We start from the raw sequence: 22,926 nt of genomic DNA, 5'->3' as shown, positions 1-22,926 counted from the left end.
AGTGATTTAATCGCTCTGTTTTTTTGACTTTTTAGATATTTTAACTGTTTCTTTTAGTAAATTATTCTTTAGTTCCCATAAATCTTTGGAAAGATCAACCTTATAAATATGAGGATTATCAAATCTTTTAAACTCATCCCAAAGACTTTCAATTTCACTTGCACAATATTCTCTAATTTCTTTTATATCTGGAAGTTTGTAGATTAACTCTCCGTTTTTGAAAATTTGTTTTAGCATTGGTCTTAAGATATAATCTTCATAAGTTGTAGTTTTCCAAGTATAAATTGGATGAAAAATAGAAATTGGTTTACTTTCATCAATTTTTTCATCGAATAGAGTAATTAAATCAGCTTCAGCTTTTTTTGTCTTTCTATCATATATTCTATATAGATTTTTAACCCCTGGTGTTGTTATTTTATCGACATTTTCTGATACTTTTATCTTTGGAATAATTTTTCCGTTTTCTTCAATGGCAACTAATTTATAAACTCCACCAAAAACCGGATGAGTTTTTGAAGTTATAAGTCTTTCACCAATACCGAATGAATCAATTTTTGCTTCTTGATGTAATAAATCTCTAATAGTATATTCGTCAAGCGAGTTTGAAACTACAATTTGAGCATCTTCATATCCTGCATTATCCAACATTTTTCTTGCTTGTTTAGAAAGATAAGCTAAATCTCCACTATCAAGTCTAATTCCTTTTGGCCTTATTCCCATAGGTTTTAGAATTTCATCAAAAGTCTTTATTGCATTTGGAATACCTGATTGTAAGGTATTGTAAGTGTCAACAAGTAATACACAATTATTTGGAAAAGATTTTGCAAAAGCTTTAAAAGCTTCCAATTCTGTATCAAACATTTGTACCCAAGAGTGAGCCATTGTTCCAAGTACAGGAATATTAAATAATTTTCCGGTCAAGACATTAGAAGTGCCATCTATACCTGCAATATATGAGGCTTTTGCTCCATATACGGATGCGTCAATTCCCTGTGCACGTCTCGCACCAAATTCCATAACTGCTCTACCTTTCGCAGCCCTTTTTATTCTATTTGATTTTGTTGCAATTAAACTTTCGTGATTTATTATTAGTAAAGCTATGGTTTCTATTAACTGCGCTTGAACAGCAGGACCTCTAACGGTCATTATAGGTTCATAAGGAAAGATTACACTTCCTTCAGGAACGGACCATATATCACATTTAAATTTAAAATTTTTTAAAAAATTTAAAAATTTATCATCAAAAGTATTTAAAGATTTAAAATATTCTATATCTTCATCATTAAATCTCATTGAATTAAGAATTTGAGTTAAATGTTCCAATCCGGAAAAGATTGCATAACTTGCACCATCCGGATTTTCTCTATAAAAAATATCAAAATAAGTAATTTTGTTATTCAAATTTTCGTTAAAATACCCTTGAGCCATAGTATATTCATAAAAATCTGAAAGAATTGAAATATTGAATTCATTAAAATCTCTGTTCACAAAACACCTCCATAGAAATTTATTTATTTAATAAGTATTCAAGATCATGATCAAATATACGAATTCTATTATATATTTGTTTTTGCCACTCTGTATCAAAAGTACCGTCATTATTTATAAAAAAGTTAGAATCCATATATCTCATTATTATATAGTTACTATTTTTTTGATCAAAACCGTTTCCCCAAGAAAAATCAATTCCATTTCCGGTATTTCTTGTAACAATTGCCTCAATTAGAGGTAAAGTAATTTCGTTACAAGGAATTCTCATATCAGGAATATTCCAGAATGTTTTTTTCTCCTTTTTGTATATTAAAAGGTTTGAAATTGTACCATTTGATGCACATTGTACTCTACGAATTTCATTAATATTTATGCTATGCTTTGCTCCGGAGATAACACCATTAGAAATACGAATAGCTTTTTCTCTCAAACTACGAGCTAAATCTATATCCAAAGTATCAAGATTATTTGGAAAATCTTTTGTAAGTTTGTATGCAGCATGAGCTAGAAGTATAGACTTAGTTTCTAAAATATTATGACAATCATTTATAATTGTAGTGTCTGATGTAAAATCAATCGGAGCTGACTTATCTTTCTTTTCAAATAATAAATTATAATTTGAATTAGAATTACAATAGCTAAGTGCTATTATATAGGAAATTTTATCAAATGAAATATCAAAACTCTTCTTTTCTTTTTTTGCATCTTCATAAGATACTCCATCTTTTCTTACAATCAGGACGCCCCCATCTTTACGAGTTAATTTTACTTTTTGAGTATCAAATACAGTTTTCATAAATCCTCCTAAAATATAAATTTACTATATCAACGTCTATTATAACACTTTTAATAAATTTTTTCTATTCCTACATAAATTTATTATTAAGCAATTTAAATATTATATTGCAATATATTTATATTATGCTGTATCAATAAATGTAAATAAAAATTATTCTTATTTATGTGGATTATTTTATATTTTTGTGATACAATATAAAAGAATTAGAATTATTCTTGAAATTTTAATTTTTAAAATTTCTTAAGAAGGAGGTACAATATGAAAAATATTTCAAAAAAGATTTTTGGGTTAATATTGGCAGGAGCAGTATTGATTACAGGCTGTACTGCAAAAACTGAAAAAAAAGATAAAGGAGATAATACTAAGGGTAAATTAAAGATTGTAACTACAATTTTTCCTGAATATGATATAACAAGAGCAATTGCAAAGGATAAGGTTGATTTGGAATTAATGATAAAACCGGGAGTTGATGTTCATTCATTTACTCCTACTCCACAAGATATAAAAACAGTTCAAAATTCGGATATTTTTGTGTATGGTGGAACAGAACATGATAAATGGGTTGAAAATTTAACTAAAAGTATAGATATGAAAAATAAAAAAGTAGTTAAATTAGTTGATGGTATTCAACAACTTGAAGAAGAATCAGTTGATGGTATGAAACACGAACACCATCATGATGATAAAAAAGAAGATGAACATAATCACGACCATAAACACGAAAAAGAAGACGAACACAATCATAAAGGCGAAGAAAAAGAATTAGATCCACATTATTGGACATCACCTAAAAATGCTATTCAAATGGTTAAAACTATAACTAATGCATTGGTAGAAAAAGATCCTGATAATGCAGAATTTTATAAAGAAAATGCTGAAAATTATATTAAACAACTTGAAGGTGTAGATAAAGAATTACATGATGTTGTTGATAATGCAAAAATTAAAAAAGTTGTTATTGCAGATAGATTTCCATTCAGATATTTATTTAAAGACTTAGGTTTAGAGTATCGTGCTTTGTTTTCAGGTTGTAGTGTTGAATCAACTGCAAGTGCAGGACAAATTAAAAAAATGGTTGACTATGTAAAAGAAAATAAAATTCCGGTAGTTTATCATATCGAAATGGGAAAAGGTGAACTGGCTGAAACTGTTGCTAAAAATTCCGGAGCTAAAGTTAAACTTTTACATTCAATCCATACTGTAACTAAAGAAGATTTTGATAAGGGTATAACTTATATAGACCTTATGAAACAAAATGTTGAGGCATTAAAAGAAGGACTTAATTAATGAAAGAAAAAATTTTAGTTTGTGAAAATTTAGAAATTTTTTATAAAAATAATAAAATAATTGACAATCTTAGCTTTTCCGTTGATGAGGGAGATTTCTTCCTCATCTTAGGAAAAAACGGTATAGGAAAATCTACTCTGTTGAAAGGAATTTTAGGATTAAAAAATATTTCTTCAGGAGAAATAAAGAAGAATTTTAAAATTTGTGGATATATGTCTCAAGAAGTTTTATTAAAAAAAGAATTCCCATCAACAATATGGGAATTTGTTTTATCTTCAAGAGCTGTTTATTCAAAGTTTTTTTATAGCTCTAAAGATATAGCAGTTGTTAAGGAGAATTTAAAAAAATTAAATCTTTGGGAAATTAAAGATAAGAGTCTAAGTTCTCTTTCTATCGGACAAAGGCAAAGAGTTTTACTTTGCAGATGCCTTTGTGTATCCGAAAAGATTATTTTTTTAGATGAACCTACAAATTCTTTGGATATAAATGTTAGAAAGATGTTGTATGACATTTTAGAAAAACTTAATAAAGAAGGTCTTACTATTGTTATGATAAGTCATGATGAAGAGGCTTTTAAATATTCTAATAGAGCTTTAGTTTTAGGAAAAGAAAATAGAGTCATAGAAAATGTTTTGGAAAAATACGAAAAGGGGGAAATAAATTTTGATTAGTTTAATTTCAGAAATGTTAAGTTATCCCTTTATGGTTAAAGCAATATTCGTCGGACTTTTAATTTCGATAAGTTCTGCATTGCTTGGAATAACTCTAGTTTTGAAAAGATATGCAATGATAGGAGTTGGCCTTTCAAATGTTTCATTTGCAGCACTTTCAATAGCACTTTCTTTTGATATTTCTCCAATAGAATTTTCTATGCCAATAGTAATTATAGCAGGAATTATCCTTTTAAAGTATGGAGAAAAATATAATATTAGTAGTGATACAGCAATTGCACTTTTAAGTTGTGTTTCCGTTTCTATAGGAGTAACTTTTACAGCTGTAACTAAAGGACTTAATGTTGATGTTTGTAACTACTTATTTGGTAGCATATTGATTATGAAAAGAAGTGATATGTATATTAGTTTTGTCTTAGGGATAATAGTTTTAATTTCCTATATTTTGTTATATAATAAAATATATACTATTACTGTTGATGAAGATTTTGCCAAAGCGAGTGGAGTAAATATCAATTTATATAACACTTTGGTTACAATTTTGATTTCTGTAACTATAGTTATAGGAATGAAATTTATGGGAAGTATGCTTATTTCATGTTTAATAATATTTCCTGCAATGACGTCTATGCGAATTTTTAAAAGTTATAAGGCTGTTGTTATTTCATCAGTTATAATCTCGACAATAGCATTGTTTATTGGAATAACTATATCATATATATATTCAACGCCGACAGGTGCAAGTATTGTTTTGGTTAATTTAGTTCTATTTGTTATATCTTGCATAGTAAGGAGGTTTATCAGTGAATAAAAAAATATTAAGTTTAATACTATTTTGTCTATTGCTATGTTCTTGTTCAAAGGCTGATGGTAATAGTAATTTTATAAAAAACAAAGAAAATAAAAATGATTTAAAAAGTGCTCTAAAAAATGATCCTGAAAATGCCGGAACTGATAAGAATGAAAAAAAATCCGGTGAAACTGATAAAAATCAAAATCCCGATGATTACAAATTGGAAAGACATCAAGGTCAAAATGATTCAAAAGATGAATACAAACAGCCTGAAAAAAAGGATGAACTTACAAAAGAACAGTTAAATAAAAAAAGAGATGCAGATTCAAAAGATGGAATAATAAATATTTCTGATGGGATTTTTTTAGCTCTTGTAAATGATATTTATGTAAATAAAGATGAATATGTTGGCAAGAAAGTTAGAATTTCGGGACAAAATGTGAGATTTGAAGATAAAGATACAGGTGAGGTTGTCTATGCAATTTTACGTGAAGGACCTGGCTGTTGTTACAACGATAGTGTAATTGGATTTGAATATATTACTGACGGAAAATATCCTGAAAAGGATAAATGGTATGAAATGGTTGGAGAAGTAATAGTCGATAAATATAAAACTGGAAAAGTTGTAAAACTCAAACTTATTGAGATAAAAGAAATAGAACCGAAAGGAAAATTAATTCATTTTCAAAACTAATTGGAGATAATATCTCCAATTTTTTTGTAAAATAATTTATTTTTAAGGGTATAAATATCACATCTTAATAACAAAAATTAGATTAAAATATAGAATTGTGGTATAATAATTTCATCGCAACAACGGAAAATAGTTATTAAAAGGAGTTGTGATTTAATAAAAAATAAAAAGGATAAAATATGGTATTAGATAATTTATATTTAATAGTTGCAATTACTGAAAAAAGTAATGCAATAGGCAAGGATAATAATTTATTGTATTTTCTAAAAGAAGATATGAATTTTTTTAAAGAAAAAACTTGTGGTAATTCTATAATCTGTGGTAGAAAAACTTTTGAAGGGTTTAAAATAAAGCCACTTCCAAAAAGAAAAAATATTGTTTTGACAAAGAGTGATTTTTCTTTTGAAGGAGTAAGAAGATTTAAGAATATAGAAGATTTGATTAATTTTGTAAAAGAAAATCCAAAAGAGAAGTTTTTTGTTTGTGGAGGGATGAGTATCTATGAGCAATTGATTGACTTTTGTTCAAGAATGTATATTACAAAATATGAAGAAAAAGAAGTAGTAGAAGCGGATAGTCATTTTCCAAAGATTGATGAAAAAGTATGGAAAGTTGTTGAAAAAATTGATGGTAAAAGTGAAAATCCAAAATTGACCTTCTATACTTACGAAAGGATTTAAGGTATGAAAAAAGAAGATATAATTATAAAAAAGAGTAGAAAAAAACAGAGCAAAGTGAAAAAATGGTTTTGGAATATATTATTTGTAATATGTTTAGGAGTTTTTGTTTATTCTGCAGGAAATATAATCAAAGATTATTATGGTTCATATAAGGCAGGTAAAGATTTAAGTAATCTAAAAGAATCGGTTTTTAAGTCATCAAATAATGCCAATGAGAAAAAAACGGATAAAGAAAAAGTTGTAAATTTGGAAGAATTAAAAAAATTAAATTCCGACTCAATAGGTTGGCTTGAAATTCCGGGAACGAATATAGATGAGCCTTTAGTTCAAGGAAAAGACAATGATTACTATCTTTGGAGAGATTTTAAGAAAAACAAATATCCTGTAACGGGAACATTATTTTTAGATATGTATAATAAAGCGGATTTTTCAGATAGAATCAGTTATATATTCGGACATAATATTTGGGATAAAACAAAATTTTATGATTTAAGAAAATTTGAGGATAAAACATTTTTAGAAAATCATAAGACGTTCTACGTTTATACAGAAAAAGGAAAATTGGAATATGAAGTATTATCAGTTGATCTTGTAGATCCGGATACTCCACTTTATGAACTTAGTTCAAAGAGAAATGAAGATGTGGACGCAATGAAAAAAGAATTGAGTAAACATATTTCAAAATCTGAAGTTGATAAAATTGATAAAAATACAAAACTCTTGATGCTGGTAACTTGTAAAACACCTGATGACAATACAGCAAGGAGAATTTTGTTTGCAAAATTGAAAGAGAAGTAAATTTTTAAGGAGATTTTACATCTCCTTTATTTTTTGTGAAAAATTGTAAATTTTAATGATTTATAGTATAATTTGTATTAATATTAAATTTTGATTTTAATATTTTAATATAAAGGAGAATTATGGACAAGATAAGTGTTATTGTACCTGTATATAATGTAGAAAAATATGTTAAAAAATGTTTAAATTCAATTTCAAATCAAACATATAAGAATATAGAAATTATTATAGTTAATGATGGAGCAACTGATAATAGCGAAAATATTTGTAAAGAATTCGTTGAAAATGAAAATAGAGCGAAACTTTATATTAAAGAAAATGGCGGATTATCCAGTGCAAGAAATCACGGAATGAGGTTTGTAACAGGAAAATATGTATTATTTATAGATTCTGACGATTATATTGCAGAGGGAATGATTGAAGAACTTTATAAAAATATAAAAGGAGAAGATGCGGATGTATCTGTTTGTGGGGTTTATAATGTTTATTCAGACAATCAATCTCCACAATGTAAGGAAGAAATTTATTTTTGTTGTGGAAAGGAAAGATTTTTAAAAGAATATTTTATCGGAGAAAAAATTCCCGGCACTATCTGTAATAAACTCATATCCTATGAAATTGCAAGTAAGATTTCGTTTCCTGTGGGCAAAATTTATGAAGATGCTTTTTATCAGTTTGAGCTTGTAAAATATGCTAAAAAATATGTTGTAACAACAAAGCCATATTATTATTATTTTCACAGAGAAAATAGCATTACAACAAAACCTTATACTGTAAAAAATATGAATTGCATAGAAATTTATTCCAATTTTTATGATTATATAAATAGAGAAATTCCTTCTCTTTCAGAATATGCTTTTTTCAGGCTTTCCTATGCGTATTTTATGGTCTTCGATAAGATGTTATTGAGTGAAGATTATAAAAACATTCTAGAATATAGGGAAATTTTAGGTTTTTTGAAGAATAATTTTTGGAAAATTTTTAAAAATAAAAATTTTAGAAAAGGTAGAAGAATAGCTGTATTAATGTTAAAATTAAATGTTAAATTATATAGATTTTTGCTTTTAAAAGATTTGAAAAGAAAAGGAGTAAATGCTTAATGGAAATAAAATATCTTTCTATGGATGAAATAAAATCCGTAGAGCTTGAAATTCTAAAATATATTCACAATTTTTGCATTGAAAATGATATAAAATATTTTTTAAATTATGGAACTTTAATTGGAGCTGTAAGACATAAAGGCTTTATTCCTTGGGATGATGATATTGATATTTGTATGTTTAGAAAAGACTATGAAAAGTTTATAGATTTATTTTCAAAAGATGATGGAATTTATAAGATTTTGTCTTTAGAAACTGATGACAAGTACTATAATAATTTCATAAAAGTTATAAATTCAAAGACTAAGATAGAAGATGAAAGGAATTATAAAACTTATGACTTAGGAATTTTTATTGATATTTTTCCGATAGATTCTTTTGATGATTTAAAATTAGTTGAAAAAACATATAAGTTAGAAAGTTTTAAACTTTTATCTTTTTCAAAAAAAGAAAATATACAGTATGGGGACAGTAAGTTGAAAGATTTTGTTAGATTATTTTTCTGGACGATGTTAAAACCTGTATCTCCAAGAATCTTTGCAAAGAAGATAAAGGAAGCCGTTGAAAAATATTCCAAAGAAAACGGAAAATATTTTGGAGTTGTAGGTTGTTCAAAATTGAAATATGATGATGTTTTTGATTATAATCCATTTGATGAACTGGCAGAGTTCGAGTTTGAAGGCTGTAATTTTTTTGCGCCGAAAAAATATGATGAGATTTTGAAAAAATATTATGGCGATTATATGAAATTTCCGCCTATTGATAAACAGAAATATCCTCATGAAATCAAGGCTTATTTTGTAGATTAGGAGAATAAAATGAAAGAGAGACTAACGGTTGATGAACTAAAAAATTATGAATTAAATATTTTAAAGTTCATTGATTATGTTTGTAAAAAGTATGATATAAAATATTTTGTAAATTATGGAACACTACTTGGAAGTGTTAGACATAAAGGATTTATTCCTTGGGATGATGATATTGATATTTCAATGTATAGAGAAGACTATGAGAGATTTCAAAAAGCTGTTATTGAGGAAGATAATGAGAGATATGGGATTTTATCCAAAGATAACAGCGAGTGGTATTTTCAAAATTTTTTTGTAGTCATAGATAAATATACTTTATTGGAAGATAATGTAAAGAGAAATAGACGAGATAGTAATGTTTTTGTTGACGTTTTTCCAATTGATAGATTCAATGACTTAAATTTTGTGAAAAAAGCACACTTGATGGTAACTTTAAGGCATATTTGTTTTATAAAGAAAAAATTTATAATTCACAAAGATAGTAGAATAAAAGATTTTTGTAGAGTTACTTTTTGGTATTTATTAAAATTTGTAAATCCAAGATTTTTTACAAAAAAAATTGAAAAACTTGTAGAAAAGTATTCTGATGAAAATGGAATTTATGAGGGAGCTGTTGGTGTTGACAAAACGGGAATGAAAGAAGTTTTTAAAGTGGGAACTTATGAGGAATTAATAGAATTACCTTTTGAAGATATGATGGTACCTGCTCCTAAAAATTATGATAAGATTTTAACTCAATTTTATGGAGATTATATGCAAAAACCTTCTGATGCAGAAATTGAATATAAATCACATCTTTTAGATGCTTACAGAATAAAATAAGGGAGAATTAATTTTAGATATGGCAAAAAATATAAAAGTTAACGCTTTAGCTAGCGTTTTAGTTAGGGTTTTTAATATTCTGTTTCCGCTTATCACAGGTCCGTATCTTGCTAGAATTTTGAGTAAAGAGGCCTATGGTGAATTTAATGTTGCAAACTCTATATTAAATCTATTTATTCCGTTTGCCGCTTTTGGAATATATAGTTATGGGATACGTTCAATAAGCAGAGTTAAAAATAATATTAAAGAGATAAGTAAAAATTTTACCGTTCTTTTCTCTATAAACTTAATAAGTTCTTTAGGTATTGGGATTTTGTATATCGGATATATGTTTTTAAATGTAAATTCCAATATGTATATGTTATATATTGCACTTAGTATTCAAATTTTTACTCAATTTGTATCAATTGAGTGGATGAATGAGGCTTTTGAAAACTATGGTTTTATTCTTTTTAAGACATTATTTGTCCGTGTACTTATGCTTGTTTCAATTTTTGCATTTGTAAAAAAAGCTGATGATATAGTAAATTATGCTTTTATATTATCAATTACAAATCTTGTAAACTATTTGATAAGTTTTTACTATATAAAAAGAAAAGTAAAGTTTGTAAAGATTGAGTTAAAAGACATTTTAATACATATAAAACCATTGATTGGAATGTTACTTTTAGCCAACTCATATATGTTATACACTGCGTTGGATAGGGCAGTACTCTCATTATTGGATGCTAAGATTTCAGTTTCATATTATACCTTTGCATTGTCAATAGCTCAACTAATTACGAGTGTAGTTTATTCTATAATAGTAGTAAGTATTCCAAGGCTTTCGTACTATCATGGGAATAGTGATGAAAAAAATTATACGGAATTGTTAAATCAAGTTGCAAGAACCTTTTTATTCTTAGTAATTCCGATGGGTATTGGATTAAGCTGTGTTTCTGATGAAGTAATGTTGATATATGCGGGAGAAAAGTATTTGGAAGCCGGTTTTATTTTAAAGTTGTTTTCACTTAGGATTGTTATGTGGGCTTTAGATCAACTTCTTGCAAATCAAGTTTTATTTGTAAGAGGATATGAAAAAAATATAACGGCATTTTATTTTATAGGTGGTTTTTTGAACTTGATTTTAAATATAGTTTTATTGAAATTAAAAGTTGTTCAAGCTGAATATTTTGTATATACAACCTTATTTTCAGAAATTGTAGTATTGATAATTCAAATTTACTTTATAACTAAAAGAAATATTATTTCCATAAACGAAATATTAAAATCTTATGTAAAATATATACTATGCGCCGTTCCGTTCTTTGCAATAACTTATGGAATAAATCATACTTTAAAATATTCATTAAATTTGAATTTACAATTTTTTGTTAGAGTATTGGCAATAATTGTATCATGTGTACTATATTATTTTATAATTATGTTAATAACGAAAGATAAGATTTTATTTGTTACGCTTGACGGAATTAAAAATAAATTCAGAGTTATAAAATATAAACTAAAATCAAAGAAATATAGAGGATAATATAAATTATTATTTTATAATTTAAAAGTTCTAAATGTAAAATTTTAGGACTTTTTTATTGTTCATTTTTATATGATATGGTATAATTTATGAACAAGATGTTTAAGGAGGTATTCATGTTAGCAATACAAGATTTTGATATTTTAAATCTATTTTTTAAAAATCGGAATAAAAAATATACTCAAAGAGAAATTTCAAGTATTACAAAAATTTCTTTGGGAAAAGTTAATAAAACTTTAAAAGAATTAAAAAATAACGAGTTTATAGATGAAAATTTAAAGATTACAGATAAAGGACTTTCTGCATTGGAGCCATATAAAGTTGATAATGCAATAATAATGGCTGCCGGAATGAGTTCAAGATTTGCTCCTCTTTGTTATGAAACTCCAAAAGGTCTTTTAAATGTAAAAGGAGAAAAATTAATTGAGAGAGAAATTTTACAACTAAAAGAAGCAGGAATTGAAGATATTACTTTAGTTGTAGGATATATGAAGGAAAAGATGTTCTATCTAGCAGAAAAATTTGGTGTAGATATTGTGGTTAATGAGGATTATTACAGATTTAACAATACTTCATCACTAATTTTGGTTACTGAAAAATTAAAAAATACTTATATCTGTTCTTCAGATAATTATTTTCCGAATAATCCTTTTGAAAAGTATGTTTATAGAGCATATTATTCAGCTGTTTATCAAGATGGAGAAACTGATGAATACTATGCAAAATTTGATAAAAAGGGAAGGATTACAGGTGTAACAATTGGCGGAAAAGATGATTGGATAATGTTAGGGCATGTTTTTTTTGACAGAGAATTCAGTGATAAATTTGTGAAATTGTTGAAAGCAGAGTATCATGAACAGATAGTTCGTGAAAATTTGTGGGAAACTTTTTATATGCGTCATATAAAAGAGTTGGATAATATGTATATTAGAAAATATGATTTAGAAGATATTAAAGAGTTTGATTCTTTGGAGGAGTTAAGACTTTTTGATGAAAAATATGTCACTAACTCCGACTCTGAAATTTTTCAAAATATTTGTAATATTTTAAGATGTAAAGAAGAAGAAATAAAGAATATTAAGCCGATAAAAATGAGAATGACCAATACATCTTTTAAATTTAGTTGTAAAGAAAAATCCTATGTATATCGACATCCGGGTCCCGGAACTGAATTAATCATAAATAGAAAAAGCGAGTTTGACTCAATGAAAATCGCAAAGGAATTGAGTTTAGATGATACTTATATCTATATGGATAAAGATATCGGTTGGAAAATTTCTAAATATATTGAAAATGTAAAAATTCTTAATCCTTTTGATAAAAAAAACGTAAAAAGGGCTATTTCTATGTTAAAGAAATTACATACAAGTGGTAGAAAAACTAATTTTAAATTTAATATTTTTGATGAAATTGAAAACTTTAAAATCAAAATAAGAAATTCACATAGAGATAATTTTGATGATATGAGTTTGATGAATGACAAAATTTATAAATTAAAGACTTTTTTAGATAAAGATGATACAAATGAATGTATTTGTCATTGTGATAGTTATGATTTGAATTTTTTGTTGGATAACAGAGATAAAATGTATTTAATAGATTGGGAATATTCTGCAATGTCAGATCCTGCAGTAGATATTGGATGTTTTATAACTTCTTCAAAATATTCTTTTGATGAAGCTATAGATATAATAAAGGAATATTTTAATGGTAAGCCTACGGATAAGCAGTTAATGCATTATATTGCTTATATTGCAGTAAGCTCTTTTTATTGGTTCTTATGGGCGATTAATCAGGAAATTCAAGGAAAGAGTATTGGCGAATATTTATATATTTGGTATAACCACACTAAAGAATATGCTGACTATGCTTTGAAATTATATGAACAAGAATAAAATGATGAATAATCTATCCATTTAGAAAATAATTGTATGAAAAAATTGGAAAAAGATTAGCAATAGTACAAAATTATTTAAAGACAACTATGTGGAAGTTGTCTTTTTTGTCGATTTTTTGGGTATTCAATACTTGTTTTATTGAAAAAATGTATTGTTTATGTTATCATAAACTGTTAGTAGGTGATGAATTTGGATGAAAAAATAATTGATATAAAAGATTTAAGATATGAATATTCTGGAGAAGATGGTAAGAAGAGTACTGCTTTGGATGGGGTCAGTTTTTCTGTAAATAAAGGAGAATTGATTTCTATTTTAGGACATAATGGAAGCGGAAAATCTACTTTAGCAAAACTTTTAAATGCACAAATTACTCCAACGGATGGAGAAATTGAAATTTTTGGAATTAATACAAAAGATGAAAATAGAATTTGGGATATTAGACAAAAATGTGCTATGGTTTTTCAAAATCCTGATAATCAACTTGTTGCAACAGTTGTAGAGGAAGATGTAGCTTTTGGACCTGAAAATTTAGGAGTGCCTTCAGATGAAATAAGAAAAAGAGTTGATGAAGCTTTAGAAATTGTTGAGATGCAGGAGTATAAGAAGCATTCTCCACATATGCTTTCTGGTGGACAAAAGCAAAGAGTTGCAATAGCCGGAATTCTTTCAATGAAACCGGAAGTAATAATTTTCGATGAATCTACAGCAATGCTTGATCCTATTGGAAGAAAAGATATTATTAATACTATTTTAAAATTAAACAAAGAAGAGAATAAGACTATTTTATACATAACTCATTATATGGAAGAAGCTGTTCTTGCCGATAGAGTTATTGTTTTAAATGAAGGAAAGATTGAATTTGATGACAGTCCTAAAAAAGTTTTCTCAAATGTTGAAACTTTACGAGAATTAGGACTTTCTGTTCCGCAGGTTACAGAACTTGCATATCTTTTAAAGAATGAGGGGGTAGAAATTCCTTCTGATATTTTAACAAATGATGAAATGATAGAATTTTTGGAGAGAAAATTAAAATAATGGATATAAATTTTAAAAATGTAAGTTTTGTCTATGGAGAAAAAACTCCTTTTGAAAAACTTGCTTTAGATAATATAGATTTAACTATAAAAAAGGGAGAATTTGTTGGTATTATAGGGCATACAGGAAGTGGAAAATCAACATTAATTCAACATTTTAATGGAATCCTAAAGCCTACAAGTGGTGATGTTTTTATTGGAGATATGAACACTAAAGATAAGGAACTTGCTAAGAGTGGCTTAAGATATAGAATTGGATTAGTTTTTCAATATCCTGAATATCAACTTTTTGAAGAAACAATTGAAAAAGATATTGCTTTTGGACCTAAGAACATGGGACTTAGTGAAGAAGAAGTTACAGAGAGAGTAAAAGAAGCAATGGAGATTGTAGGACTTGATTATGAAGCTAAAAAGGATAAATCTCCTTTTGAAATTTCTGGAGGTCAAAAAAGAAGAGTTGCTATAGCAGGAATTTTAGCTATGAAACCTGATATTTTGATTTTAGATGAACCTACTGCAGGACTTGACCCTAAGGGAAGGGATGAACTATTTTTTCAAATTAAAAGGCTTTATGAGAAGAATAATATTACAATAGTTTTAATTTCTCACAGCATGGAAGATGTTGCAAAACTAGTAAATAGAATAATTATAATGAAAAATGGACATATCCATTTGGACAAAAGTACAAAAGAAGCTTTTAGAGATGTAGACGATTTAAAAAAAGTTGGACTTAATGTTCCACAAATTACGGAACTTATGGATATTTTAAGAAAAAAAGGACATCATTTTAGCAAAAATATTCTAACAGTTGATGAGGCTTTTAACGAAATTAAAAGAGAATTGAGGAAAAATTAATGGTAAAAAATATATCGATAGGTAGATTTTTTCCGGGAGATAGTATTGTTCACAGACTAGATCCTAGACTTAAACTATATTTTATTTTTATGTTTATACTTTCCATATTTTTTATAAAAAGTTTTCTGGTATTTATACCACTTGCAATTTTTTTGTTTTCAATTATAAAAATTGCAAAATTACCGATTCTAATGGTTTTAAAAGGATTAAAAGGAATTTTTTATATTGTTTTATTTACAGTAATTTTGAATTTAATTTTAACACCTGGAGAGGTCTTATTTAGAATATGGATTATAAATATAACTAAAGAAGGGGTTAAATTAAGTGCCTTTATGAGCGTTAGAATAACTCTTTTAGTTATAGGGACAAGTCTTTTAACTCTAACAACAAGCCCTATTGTACTTACAGATGCTTTGGAATATGTTATGAAGCCTTTTGAAAAAATCAAGTTTCCTGCTCATTCTGTAGCAATGATGATGACAATAGCTCTAAGATTTATACCGACAATTTTAGATGAAATGGATAAAATTACTAAGGCTCAGACTGCAAGAGGTGCAGATTTTGAAACAGGAAGTATTATATCAAGAGCAAAAAGTTTGATTCCTTTACTTGTTCCACTTTTTGTAAATGCTCTAAAACGTGCAGACGAACTTGCAGTTGCTATGGAGGCTAGATGTTATAGAGGTGGAGAAGGAAGAACTAGAATGAATGTTCTAAAATATTCAAGAACGGATTATATAGTTATGGTTTTTATAACAGTATTTTTTGGACTTGTAATAGCATCAAGATATTTCTTGAATGTTTGGATTTTTAATTAGAAATAAAGGAAAGAAAAATGAGTTTTGATGGAATTTTTACAAAAGCGGTTGTTGATGAAATATATCCGCTTTTATTAAATGGAAAAATAAATAAAATAAATCAACCGGATAAAAATGAAATAAATTTACAGATTTATAACAAGGAGAATTATAAATTATTACTTTCTTGTGCGAATAATCTTTCAAGAATTCATTTGAGTGAAAAAAGCAAAAAGAATCCGATAACTGCATATAATTTTTGTATGTTGTTAAGGAAACATTTAGTTGGAGGTACTATTAAAAATATATATCAACATAAAATGGATAGGGTTGTTTGCTTTGAAATTGAAAACTTAAATGAATTAAAAGAACTTAATAAAAAACTTTTAATCATTGAAATAATGGGGAAACATTCAAATATAATTCTTGTCGATAAAGAGAGCAATAAAATTATTGATGCAATTAAGCATATAGATTCCAGACAGAGTAGTATAAGAGAGGTTTTTCCAAATAAAGATTATTTTTTTGTAAAAGATGAAAAAGAGAATATTTTAGATGAAAATTATAAATTACCTTCTGAAATTTTAAAAAATTCAGAACCAATTTCAATGAAAAAATTCTTTTATACAAATTATTTGGGCTTTTCACCGATTATTTCTTATGAATTATTACATAATTTAAATGTTGATACGGATATAAACTCTGCAAATTTAAGTGTGGAAAATATAAAAAGAATTGATGAAAATTTTGTGAAATTAGTAGAAAATATAAAAAATAAAAACTATTCTCCTATTTTTATTAAAGATGAAATGAACAACAATAAAGATTTTTATTGTTTTGACTTGGACTTATATGAAAAAAAAGAAAGTGTCGATAGTTTATCAAAATTAGTCGAAAGTTTTTACCATAACAATTCTCTAAGAGATAGGATAAATCAAAAGGCATCAGGATTTAAAAAGATTTTGAATACAAAATTAAACAGACTTACAAATAAATATATTGCAATGAATGATGAACTTTTGAATAATCAAAGCAAAGAGGATTTAAAAATTTTTGCTGATTTACTTTCCATAAATATCTATAAGATAGAAAAGGGAATGAAAAAAGTCTCTGTAGAAAATATTTATGATAATATGAAGGAGTTTGAAATTTCACTTGATGAAAGGAAATCTCCAAGAGAAAATATTGAAGCATATTACAAAAAATATAAAAAATTAAAAACTGCCGATGAAATAATAAAGGCTGAATTGCCAAAAATTGAAGAAGAAATGAAGTATATAAAACAAATTTTGGAAACTATTGAAATTATAACAGAATTAAACGAGCTTTCTGAAATTGAAGAGGAACTTATTTCTTTGGGTTATATTAGGAAAAGTAAGAAAAATAAACAAAAACTTGAAAAGTCAAAGCCTTATATCTTTGAAACAGACTCAGGAGCTTTGATTTATGTTGGAAAGAATAATTTACAGAATGAAAATTTAACATTAAAATTTGCAAATAAAAATGATATATTTTTTCATGCTCAAGATGTACCTGGAAGTCATGTAATCTTAAGAGGAGCAAACCTAACAGAAGATGACTATAAAATTGCCGGATTTTTAGCAGGATATTACAGTTATTTTAAAAATGAAGGATATGCAAATGTAGATTACACAGAAAAAAAACATATTAGAAAAGCAAAGGGAACAGGGCTTGGAATGGTCTATTACGATAATTATAAAACCCTTTTTATTGACTTTAAAGATAGTTTGTATGATAAATATAAAAAATAGTTTTTTTCTAATTTTTAAAAATAAGTATAAAGGGTATAGTATTAATATTCGTAAGATATATAAATTTATATTTGTATATATTAAGACTAGGAGAAATAATGAAAGAATATCTTAACAAGGTTGCAGATGAATGTATTCATTGTACTGCCTGTACAAAAAAATGTCTCTTTTTAACTAAATATAAAATGGATCTAGGAGAATTTGCTAAAAGACCAGAACTTGCAAAGAGTTGCTTTATGTGTGATAGCTGTTTAAGAGCCTGTCCAATTGATTTAGATGGAGCTAAAGTTGCTATTAACCATAGGGAAGATTTAAAGGGTTATGGTGCAGTAAAATTTATGAAATCACCCTATAAGTTTAGAAATAACTCAAAAATTAAAACTAAGGATATTTTGATGTTCGGTTGTGCATTTCCGGGACATTATCCTGAAACTACAAAATATTTAATTGATATGTTCGAAGGAAAGATGGATTTTTCAATAGATTGTTGTGGTAAGCCTTTGGAGGATAGTGGATTAATTTCTGATTTTGAAAAAAATTTAGAAAGATTAAAAGAGATGTATAAAGAAAAAGGTGTAGAACGAATTGTAACTATGTGTCCAAATTGTTTTTACTTTTTTAAAGAAAAGCTGGATATTGAAGTTATATCAATCTATCAAAAATTAAAAGAAGAAAATTTACTAAATGTAATAGATGATGAGGCAGAAATTTTTATGCCATGTCCCGACAAAAAATCAAAAGAATTATTAAATCAAATAAAGCCATTTGTACCAAATGGGAAGGTAAAATTTAGAAAAGTTATGTGTTGCGGAATGGGTGGAGGAGCAAAGTCCAAAGAACCTAAATTAGCTAAAGAAATGATGGATTCTGTAAAATCCGAGATAAACGAAAATATATATACATATTGTGCAAGTTGTTCTGCAAGTTTTGGAAAATCAGAAGTTAAAAATGTAAAACATATTCTAAGTGAAATGCTAGGAGTTAAAGAAAAAGTAGATTTAGGCTATTTTAAGAATTCTTTAAAACTTAAGTATTATAAAAGAAATAGAAAGTAAGGATTGACTATGGAAAATATAAAAAAAATATTTAAACTAAGTAATATTTTGATTGTATTATTGACTATAGTATTATGGATTTGGAACAAATTGAGCATTACTAGGATGGGAGTTGCAAGGCATATTCACTATAAGAATGCAACATTATTTCCAAATTATTTTAATCAAAATGGGCTTATAATAATTACTGTTATTTTAATCTTATTTTTGATAATCGGGTATATTATGCTAAAGTTAAAAAACGAAAAAAAGTACAGTTTATACACATTGGGAATATTTGATTTATTGTCGATAATATTTATGTTTTCTTATGATGTAAAGAAGATATTTATTTATTATTATTTTATAATATATATAATTTTGATAAATTTATTAGTATTTTTTGCGATTTTAAGAAAATATTTAAAAAATAAATAGGTAAATTTAAAAAAGATTCAGCTCAAGCGTGAGCCGAATCTTTTTTGTTTAAATCTTATTTAAAATCATTTTTTGCATCTGGTTTTTTATCTCTATTTTGAGGATCCCCTTTTTGTACAGGTAAATTTTTATCCATTTGCCAAGAGTTCCATCCTCCATCGTAAATAACAGCGTCTTTCCAGTCTGTCATTTGAGTCATAAACCAAGGAATACCAGCTCTCCAACCTGTTCCACAATAGAATGCAACTTTATCATTTTGTTTAATGCCTTGAGTTTCCCAAAGTGCATATATTTCTTCTGGATTTCTTATAGTTCCATCAGGGTCATAATAATCATCCATATTTTGTGCATCTGTACCAGCAAATCCGTAATATGCTCCCTTAGGTTCACCTGCTTCAGGAATATAATCGTAACCACTTATTTTTCCTATATATTCATCCCAAGCACGAATACTTACTAACTTATATTTATCTTTTTCCATCTTTTCAACCATATCTTTTGCTAAAGGAATAGAAATATTTGGATTTTGTGGAACAGTAACACCAAATTTAGATTCTGGTGTTGGTTTGTTGGCTGTTGATTCAACTTCAAAACCTGCATTTTTCCATGCTTTAAGACCACCATTCATATATCTAACGTCTTTAACGCCTGCCCATTTCAAAGTCCAATATAATCTAAAGCCGGCAGAAGCATCATCTGAATATATTATAACAGTTTTATCACTTGTTATTCCATTTTCTAAAAGTTTTTTTTCTATTTGTTCTGCACTTCTTAAATTCCAAACAGGTTCTTCTTCAATCCAATCTGTATTGAAATGAAAAGCTCCTTTAATATGTTCTTTGTAGTTCTTTGCTTTATCAACTTCTCCCCAGGAAACTTCTAATATTGTATACTTATCATTGTTGTAAGATTCAGGTTTCTTATTATCCATAACATCTTTAACCCATTGTGGAGAAACTAGCATTTGATAGTTTGGATATTTAACTAATTTTGCATTAGAATCTTCAGAATATTTCACTAAATCTGAAAATATTTTTGCTTTATATCCATTTTTTATAAGAGCATCAGCAACTTTTGTAGCTCTTTGAGCATCTGTATCATATACAATTTGTTCCTTATCCTTTGAAACGCCCTTATCTTCAATATACTTTGCTAATTTAGAGCTGTTTACTTTTTCAATATTTTCAGTAGAAAGTTGAATGGCTTTTTCTATATGTCCCGATTGTTTCATTTTTCCGTCAGAATAACCGTTAAATTCTTCATCTTTTCTAGTGTCAATAAATTGAATATTATCTTTACCAACAGAGTTTGTAAAATCTTCAACAGAAATTGTTTTTACTTCTTCTGTCTTAGTACTTTCTGTGTTTTTTGCATCATTATTTTTAGATTTATTGCATCCTACAAATAAAGCAGAAGCTAAAACTAAGGATAATATGATTGCTTTTTTTAGTTTCATAAAATTATCTCCTTTAATCATTTTATTTATAACAATTATATCACAACTATTAACATTGTCAAATAATCAAAAATTATCAAAAAAATTTATAGTAGAAAAAATAAGACAGATAGCCATCTAATATATTAGATGGCTATCTGTCTTTCATATTATTATATATTTCATTTATTTTTTCCAGACTTTCACCTTTAAAATACATTATTTTTAATCTATGCATTTTAAATATAGTCTTTAAAGTTCCATTTTGTTTAAATCTTCTTGATGAAGAAATTATTTTATCATTTAGTAATTTAAAATATTTGGAATTTTTTTTGTGATTTTTTATATCTATAAAAAATTGTAAATCTTCCATAATTGGAATATCTCTAAAACCATTTATTTCATTAAATAGTTTTTTTGTTATAAAAATACTTTGATCTCCAAAACATATTTTAAAAAGTTTAGCTCTAAGGTTAGATAGATAAGCTATTAATGATAGCATTATGGAGTTTGGATTGAATTTTATCTTTAAACCACCACATTCAATGTTTTCTTTTCCTATTAAATCTTTAATTTTTTTATCTACTGTATAATCTAAAAATTCTGAATCGGAATGAATAAACCATAATATTTCACAATCCGTATATTTTACAGCAGTATTCATTTGAATACTTCTGCCTTTTTTGGAAATTAAAAGTTTATATTTTATATCTTGATATGTTTTTTCATATATTTCATTTTTTTCAAAATTATCAACTGCTTTGGAAATAATTATTTCGTCAATTTCTTTAAAATTACTTAATTTTTTAAGTAAATTTTCTATCATTTTATCGTCATTGTAGATTGGTATTATAACAGCTAGTTTCATAATTATTCCTTATCAAATTTTTTAATTAAAATAAATGAGATTACAGTAAGTAGTACAAATCCTATAATTGCAATTATAAATTCTGTACTATATACATTAATCGCTTTATCTCCAACATTTAAAAATACAAATGTTCCGGGGATTATTCCAAAAAAAGTAGCCATTGAATATTTTAGAAAAGAAATTTCTGTAAGACCTGATAAGTAATTTATTACATTATAAGGAGCGATAGGCAATAGTCTCATTAAAAAAATAATAAAAACACCATTGCTTTTTTCTGCATTAATAATCTTGTTATACCATTTTTCACTTATTTTTTTTCTGAATATTTCTAAAACTTTATCTTTTGCAAACTTTTTAGCCATTAAAAACATTATTGAACTATTAATCATAGCACCAATCATCGTATATATAACGCCTTCAACAAGTCCAAAAGATATTCCAGCTGCTAAAGCAAGAATTGGAACTGGAAAGAAAAAAATAGGTAGTATTGAAAATAACAATATATAAATTAAAGCAGCATTTTTTCCGTATCCTTGAATTATACTTCTTATTTTTTCTGGAGTAAATATTTTAAAGATAAAATATGTAATCACGACAAGAAGTATAAGAGAAATAATAGTAATAATTTTCTTCTTATTTTTCATTGTAAAACTCCCTTAATAATTTATTTAAATTTGAATATTCTGAATATTGCATTTCATTTTTTACATAAAATTCTAAATCACTTTTCTCATCAATATCCATCAATATTCTTCCTGTAGAATAAGATAAATTTTGTTTTTTAAAAATTTCTACAGTATTTTCAAAAACATTTTCTCTTTTAAAAATATTTTCATCAAAAACTTCATCAACTATATTTTTTAAACCTATTAAGTAATATCCTTTATCAAATGTTTTGTGAATACAAACATCAAAGTTATCTAAACTCTTTAAAGCAAAACTAATATCCTCTTTTCTCAAAGTAGGAATATCAGTGCCAATTAAAATCACTTTTTTGTATCCCATTTCAAAAGTTTTCTTAAAAGCATTTTTCATTTTTTCTCCAAAAGAAAAATCACTTTGGGGATATATTTTATTTTCAAAATTAAAAAATTCTCTAGTATTATCATTTAGTTTTTCATATTCTGTTATAAATAAAATAACATCAGCAAAGTCATTTTTACAAACATTAATAGTATCTTTAATCATTGCTTTATGTACTTCTAGAACTAAATTTGAATCTAAGTTTTTACTTAATCTCGTTTTTACCTTGTTTATAGAAGGAAATCTTGTAAAAATTATTATTGCATTATCTTTCATATAAATCACCACAATAACTTT

23 protein-coding genes are annotated in these 22,926 nt (G+C 26.4%); 17 read left to right on the top strand and 6 right to left on the bottom strand.

Annotated elements, in window-relative coordinates:
• Positions 1-6: 6 nt before the first annotated feature.
• Both VJI94_RS03640 and VJI94_RS03635 read right to left on the bottom strand, forming a co-directional pair.
• The gene (locus tag VJI94_RS03640; RefSeq protein WP_324008373.1) at positions 7-1,488 is read right to left on the bottom strand and encodes a nicotinate phosphoribosyltransferase; all 1,482 of its coding nucleotides are present in this window, start codon (positions 1,486-1,488) and stop codon (positions 7-9) included.
• A gap of 19 nt (positions 1,489-1,507) precedes the next feature.
• On the bottom strand, positions 1,508-2,287 hold the full coding sequence (locus tag VJI94_RS03635; protein WP_324008371.1) for a hypothetical protein: 780 nt from the start codon (positions 2,285-2,287) through the stop codon (positions 1,508-1,510).
• Positions 2,288-2,548: 261 nt separating this feature from the next.
• Between VJI94_RS03635 and VJI94_RS03630 the strand changes: the two genes are divergently transcribed.
• The 17 genes from VJI94_RS03630 (at position 2,549) to VJI94_RS03550 (ending at position 19,300) form a co-directional block, all read left to right on the top strand.
• Complete coding sequence (locus VJI94_RS03630; protein WP_118059076.1) at positions 2,549-3,577, top strand: metal ABC transporter substrate-binding protein; 1,029 nt, start codon at positions 2,549-2,551, stop codon at positions 3,575-3,577.
• The gene (locus VJI94_RS03625) at positions 3,577-4,248 is read left to right on the top strand and encodes a metal ABC transporter ATP-binding protein (protein WP_324008369.1); all 672 of its coding nucleotides are present in this window, start codon (positions 3,577-3,579) and stop codon (positions 4,246-4,248) included. The genes VJI94_RS03630 and VJI94_RS03625 overlap by 1 nt, the downstream gene beginning before the upstream one ends.
• Positions 4,241-5,059 carry a metal ABC transporter permease gene (locus tag VJI94_RS03620; protein ID WP_029949876.1) on the top strand — a complete coding sequence of 273 codons (819 nt, stop codon included), beginning with the start codon at positions 4,241-4,243 and terminating at the stop codon, positions 5,057-5,059. Before VJI94_RS03625 ends, VJI94_RS03620 begins: the two co-directional genes overlap by 8 nt.
• A complete protein-coding gene (locus VJI94_RS03615; RefSeq protein ID WP_324008368.1) occupies positions 5,052-5,735 on the top strand; it encodes a DUF1980 domain-containing protein in 684 nt (227 codons plus the stop codon). Before VJI94_RS03620 ends, VJI94_RS03615 begins: the two co-directional genes overlap by 8 nt.
• A 179-nt stretch (positions 5,736-5,914) precedes the next feature.
• Positions 5,915-6,415, top strand: coding sequence for a dihydrofolate reductase (locus tag VJI94_RS03610; RefSeq protein ID WP_324008366.1), 501 nt, complete (start codon positions 5,915-5,917; stop codon positions 6,413-6,415).
• A 3-nt stretch (positions 6,416-6,418) separates the two neighbouring features.
• A complete protein-coding gene (gene srtB / locus VJI94_RS03605) occupies positions 6,419-7,213 on the top strand; it encodes a class B sortase (RefSeq protein WP_004832907.1) in 795 nt (264 codons plus the stop codon).
• A 122-nt stretch (positions 7,214-7,335) separates the two neighbouring features.
• The gene (locus VJI94_RS03600; protein ID WP_324004177.1) at positions 7,336-8,313 is read left to right on the top strand and encodes a glycosyltransferase family 2 protein; all 978 of its coding nucleotides are present in this window, start codon (positions 7,336-7,338) and stop codon (positions 8,311-8,313) included.
• Positions 8,313-9,122, top strand: coding sequence for a LicD family protein (locus VJI94_RS03595; protein WP_416383674.1), 810 nt, complete (start codon positions 8,313-8,315; stop codon positions 9,120-9,122). Before VJI94_RS03600 ends, VJI94_RS03595 begins: the two co-directional genes overlap by 1 nt.
• Positions 9,123-9,131: 9 nt before the next feature.
• Positions 9,132-9,944 (top strand): LicD family protein, encoded by an 813-nt coding sequence (locus VJI94_RS03590; RefSeq protein ID WP_324008364.1) that lies wholly within the window; start codon positions 9,132-9,134, stop codon positions 9,942-9,944.
• A 19-nt stretch (positions 9,945-9,963) separates the two neighbouring features.
• A complete protein-coding gene (locus VJI94_RS03585; RefSeq protein WP_324008362.1) occupies positions 9,964-11,472 on the top strand; it encodes an oligosaccharide flippase family protein in 1,509 nt (502 codons plus the stop codon).
• 116 nt (positions 11,473-11,588) lie between these two features.
• A complete protein-coding gene (locus VJI94_RS03580; protein ID WP_324008361.1) occupies positions 11,589-13,367 on the top strand; it encodes an NTP transferase domain-containing protein in 1,779 nt (592 codons plus the stop codon).
• A gap of 186 nt (positions 13,368-13,553) precedes the next feature.
• Complete coding sequence (locus tag VJI94_RS03575) at positions 13,554-14,405, top strand: energy-coupling factor transporter ATPase (protein WP_324008386.1); 852 nt, start codon at positions 13,554-13,556, stop codon at positions 14,403-14,405.
• Positions 14,405-15,259, top strand: a complete 855-nt coding sequence (locus VJI94_RS03570; protein WP_324008360.1) for an energy-coupling factor transporter ATPase — start codon at positions 14,405-14,407, stop codon at positions 15,257-15,259. Before VJI94_RS03575 ends, VJI94_RS03570 begins: the two co-directional genes overlap by 1 nt.
• A complete protein-coding gene (locus tag VJI94_RS03565; protein ID WP_324001180.1) occupies positions 15,259-16,077 on the top strand; it encodes an energy-coupling factor transporter transmembrane component T in 819 nt (272 codons plus the stop codon). The genes VJI94_RS03570 and VJI94_RS03565 overlap by 1 nt, the downstream gene beginning before the upstream one ends.
• A gap of 17 nt (positions 16,078-16,094) precedes the next feature.
• Positions 16,095-17,828, top strand: a complete 1,734-nt coding sequence (locus VJI94_RS03560) for an Rqc2 family fibronectin-binding protein (protein WP_324008359.1) — start codon at positions 16,095-16,097, stop codon at positions 17,826-17,828.
• Positions 17,829-17,926: 98 nt separating this feature from the next.
• Positions 17,927-18,883, top strand: coding sequence for a (Fe-S)-binding protein (locus VJI94_RS03555; RefSeq protein WP_324008357.1), 957 nt, complete (start codon positions 17,927-17,929; stop codon positions 18,881-18,883).
• Between the two features lie 9 nt (positions 18,884-18,892).
• The gene (locus tag VJI94_RS03550) at positions 18,893-19,300 is read left to right on the top strand and encodes a hypothetical protein (RefSeq protein ID WP_324008356.1); all 408 of its coding nucleotides are present in this window, start codon (positions 18,893-18,895) and stop codon (positions 19,298-19,300) included.
• A gap of 55 nt (positions 19,301-19,355) precedes the next feature.
• Here VJI94_RS03550 and VJI94_RS03545 read toward each other — a convergent pair whose 3' ends face one another.
• The 4 genes from VJI94_RS03545 to VJI94_RS03530 form a co-directional block, all read right to left on the bottom strand.
• Positions 19,356-20,756 carry a rhodanese-like domain-containing protein gene (locus tag VJI94_RS03545; RefSeq protein ID WP_324008355.1) on the bottom strand — a complete coding sequence of 467 codons (1,401 nt, stop codon included), beginning with the start codon at positions 20,754-20,756 and terminating at the stop codon, positions 19,356-19,358.
• A 133-nt stretch (positions 20,757-20,889) separates the two neighbouring features.
• Complete coding sequence (locus VJI94_RS03540; RefSeq protein ID WP_324008354.1) at positions 20,890-21,603, bottom strand: TIGR04283 family arsenosugar biosynthesis glycosyltransferase; 714 nt, start codon at positions 21,601-21,603, stop codon at positions 20,890-20,892.
• Positions 21,604-21,605: 2 nt separating this feature from the next.
• The gene (locus tag VJI94_RS03535) at positions 21,606-22,250 is read right to left on the bottom strand and encodes a TVP38/TMEM64 family protein (protein WP_324008352.1); all 645 of its coding nucleotides are present in this window, start codon (positions 22,248-22,250) and stop codon (positions 21,606-21,608) included.
• Positions 22,240-22,905 carry a TIGR04282 family arsenosugar biosynthesis glycosyltransferase gene (locus VJI94_RS03530; RefSeq protein ID WP_324008351.1) on the bottom strand — a complete coding sequence of 222 codons (666 nt, stop codon included), beginning with the start codon at positions 22,903-22,905 and terminating at the stop codon, positions 22,240-22,242. Before VJI94_RS03530 ends, VJI94_RS03535 begins: the two co-directional genes overlap by 11 nt.
• Positions 22,906-22,926 lie beyond the last annotated feature (21 nt).

It is taken from the genome of Parvimonas sp. D9, assembly GCF_035282565.1.
GTDB lineage: Bacteria > Bacillota > Clostridia > Tissierellales > Peptoniphilaceae > Parvimonas > Parvimonas micra.
The sequence above is the reverse complement of the archived record's forward strand: the minus strand, read 5'-3'. Positions and strand labels throughout refer to the sequence as shown.

Excerpts from the sequence above, each read along its gene's own strand:
- VJI94_RS03540 (WP_324008354.1), bottom strand. The coding sequence starts at position 21,603 with ATGAAACTAGCTGTTATAATACCAATCTACAATGACGATAAAATGATA.
- VJI94_RS03535 (WP_324008352.1), bottom strand. The coding sequence starts at position 22,250 with ATGAAAAATAAGAAGAAAATTATTACTATTATTTCTCTTATACTTCTT.
- VJI94_RS03590 (WP_324008364.1), top strand. The coding sequence starts at position 9,132 with ATGAAAGAGAGACTAACGGTTGATGAACTAAAAAATTATGAATTAAAT.
- srtB (WP_004832907.1), top strand. The coding sequence starts at position 6,419 with ATGAAAAAAGAAGATATAATTATAAAAAAGAGTAGAAAAAAACAGAGC.
- VJI94_RS03560 (WP_324008359.1), top strand. The coding sequence starts at position 16,095 with ATGAGTTTTGATGGAATTTTTACAAAAGCGGTTGTTGATGAAATATAT.
- VJI94_RS03555 (WP_324008357.1), top strand. The coding sequence starts at position 17,927 with ATGAAAGAATATCTTAACAAGGTTGCAGATGAATGTATTCATTGTACT.
- VJI94_RS03630 (WP_118059076.1), top strand. The coding sequence starts at position 2,549 with ATGAAAAATATTTCAAAAAAGATTTTTGGGTTAATATTGGCAGGAGCA.
- VJI94_RS03565 (WP_324001180.1), top strand. The coding sequence starts at position 15,259 with ATGGTAAAAAATATATCGATAGGTAGATTTTTTCCGGGAGATAGTATT.
- VJI94_RS03600 (WP_324004177.1), top strand. The coding sequence starts at position 7,336 with ATGGACAAGATAAGTGTTATTGTACCTGTATATAATGTAGAAAAATAT.
- VJI94_RS03610 (WP_324008366.1), top strand. The coding sequence starts at position 5,915 with ATGGTATTAGATAATTTATATTTAATAGTTGCAATTACTGAAAAAAGT.
- VJI94_RS03530 (WP_324008351.1), bottom strand. The coding sequence starts at position 22,905 with ATGAAAGATAATGCAATAATAATTTTTACAAGATTTCCTTCTATAAAC.
- VJI94_RS03585 (WP_324008362.1), top strand. The coding sequence starts at position 9,964 with ATGGCAAAAAATATAAAAGTTAACGCTTTAGCTAGCGTTTTAGTTAGG.
- VJI94_RS03550 (WP_324008356.1), top strand. The coding sequence starts at position 18,893 with ATGGAAAATATAAAAAAAATATTTAAACTAAGTAATATTTTGATTGTA.
- VJI94_RS03625 (WP_324008369.1), top strand. The coding sequence starts at position 3,577 with ATGAAAGAAAAAATTTTAGTTTGTGAAAATTTAGAAATTTTTTATAAA.
- VJI94_RS03595 (WP_416383674.1), top strand. The coding sequence starts at position 8,313 with ATGGAAATAAAATATCTTTCTATGGATGAAATAAAATCCGTAGAGCTT.
- VJI94_RS03635 (WP_324008371.1), bottom strand. The coding sequence starts at position 2,287 with ATGAAAACTGTATTTGATACTCAAAAAGTAAAATTAACTCGTAAAGAT.
- VJI94_RS03545 (WP_324008355.1), bottom strand. The coding sequence starts at position 20,756 with ATGAAACTAAAAAAAGCAATCATATTATCCTTAGTTTTAGCTTCTGCT.
- VJI94_RS03580 (WP_324008361.1), top strand. The coding sequence starts at position 11,589 with ATGTTAGCAATACAAGATTTTGATATTTTAAATCTATTTTTTAAAAAT.
- VJI94_RS03570 (WP_324008360.1), top strand. The coding sequence starts at position 14,405 with ATGGATATAAATTTTAAAAATGTAAGTTTTGTCTATGGAGAAAAAACT.
- VJI94_RS03575 (WP_324008386.1), top strand. The coding sequence starts at position 13,554 with ATGAATTTGGATGAAAAAATAATTGATATAAAAGATTTAAGATATGAA.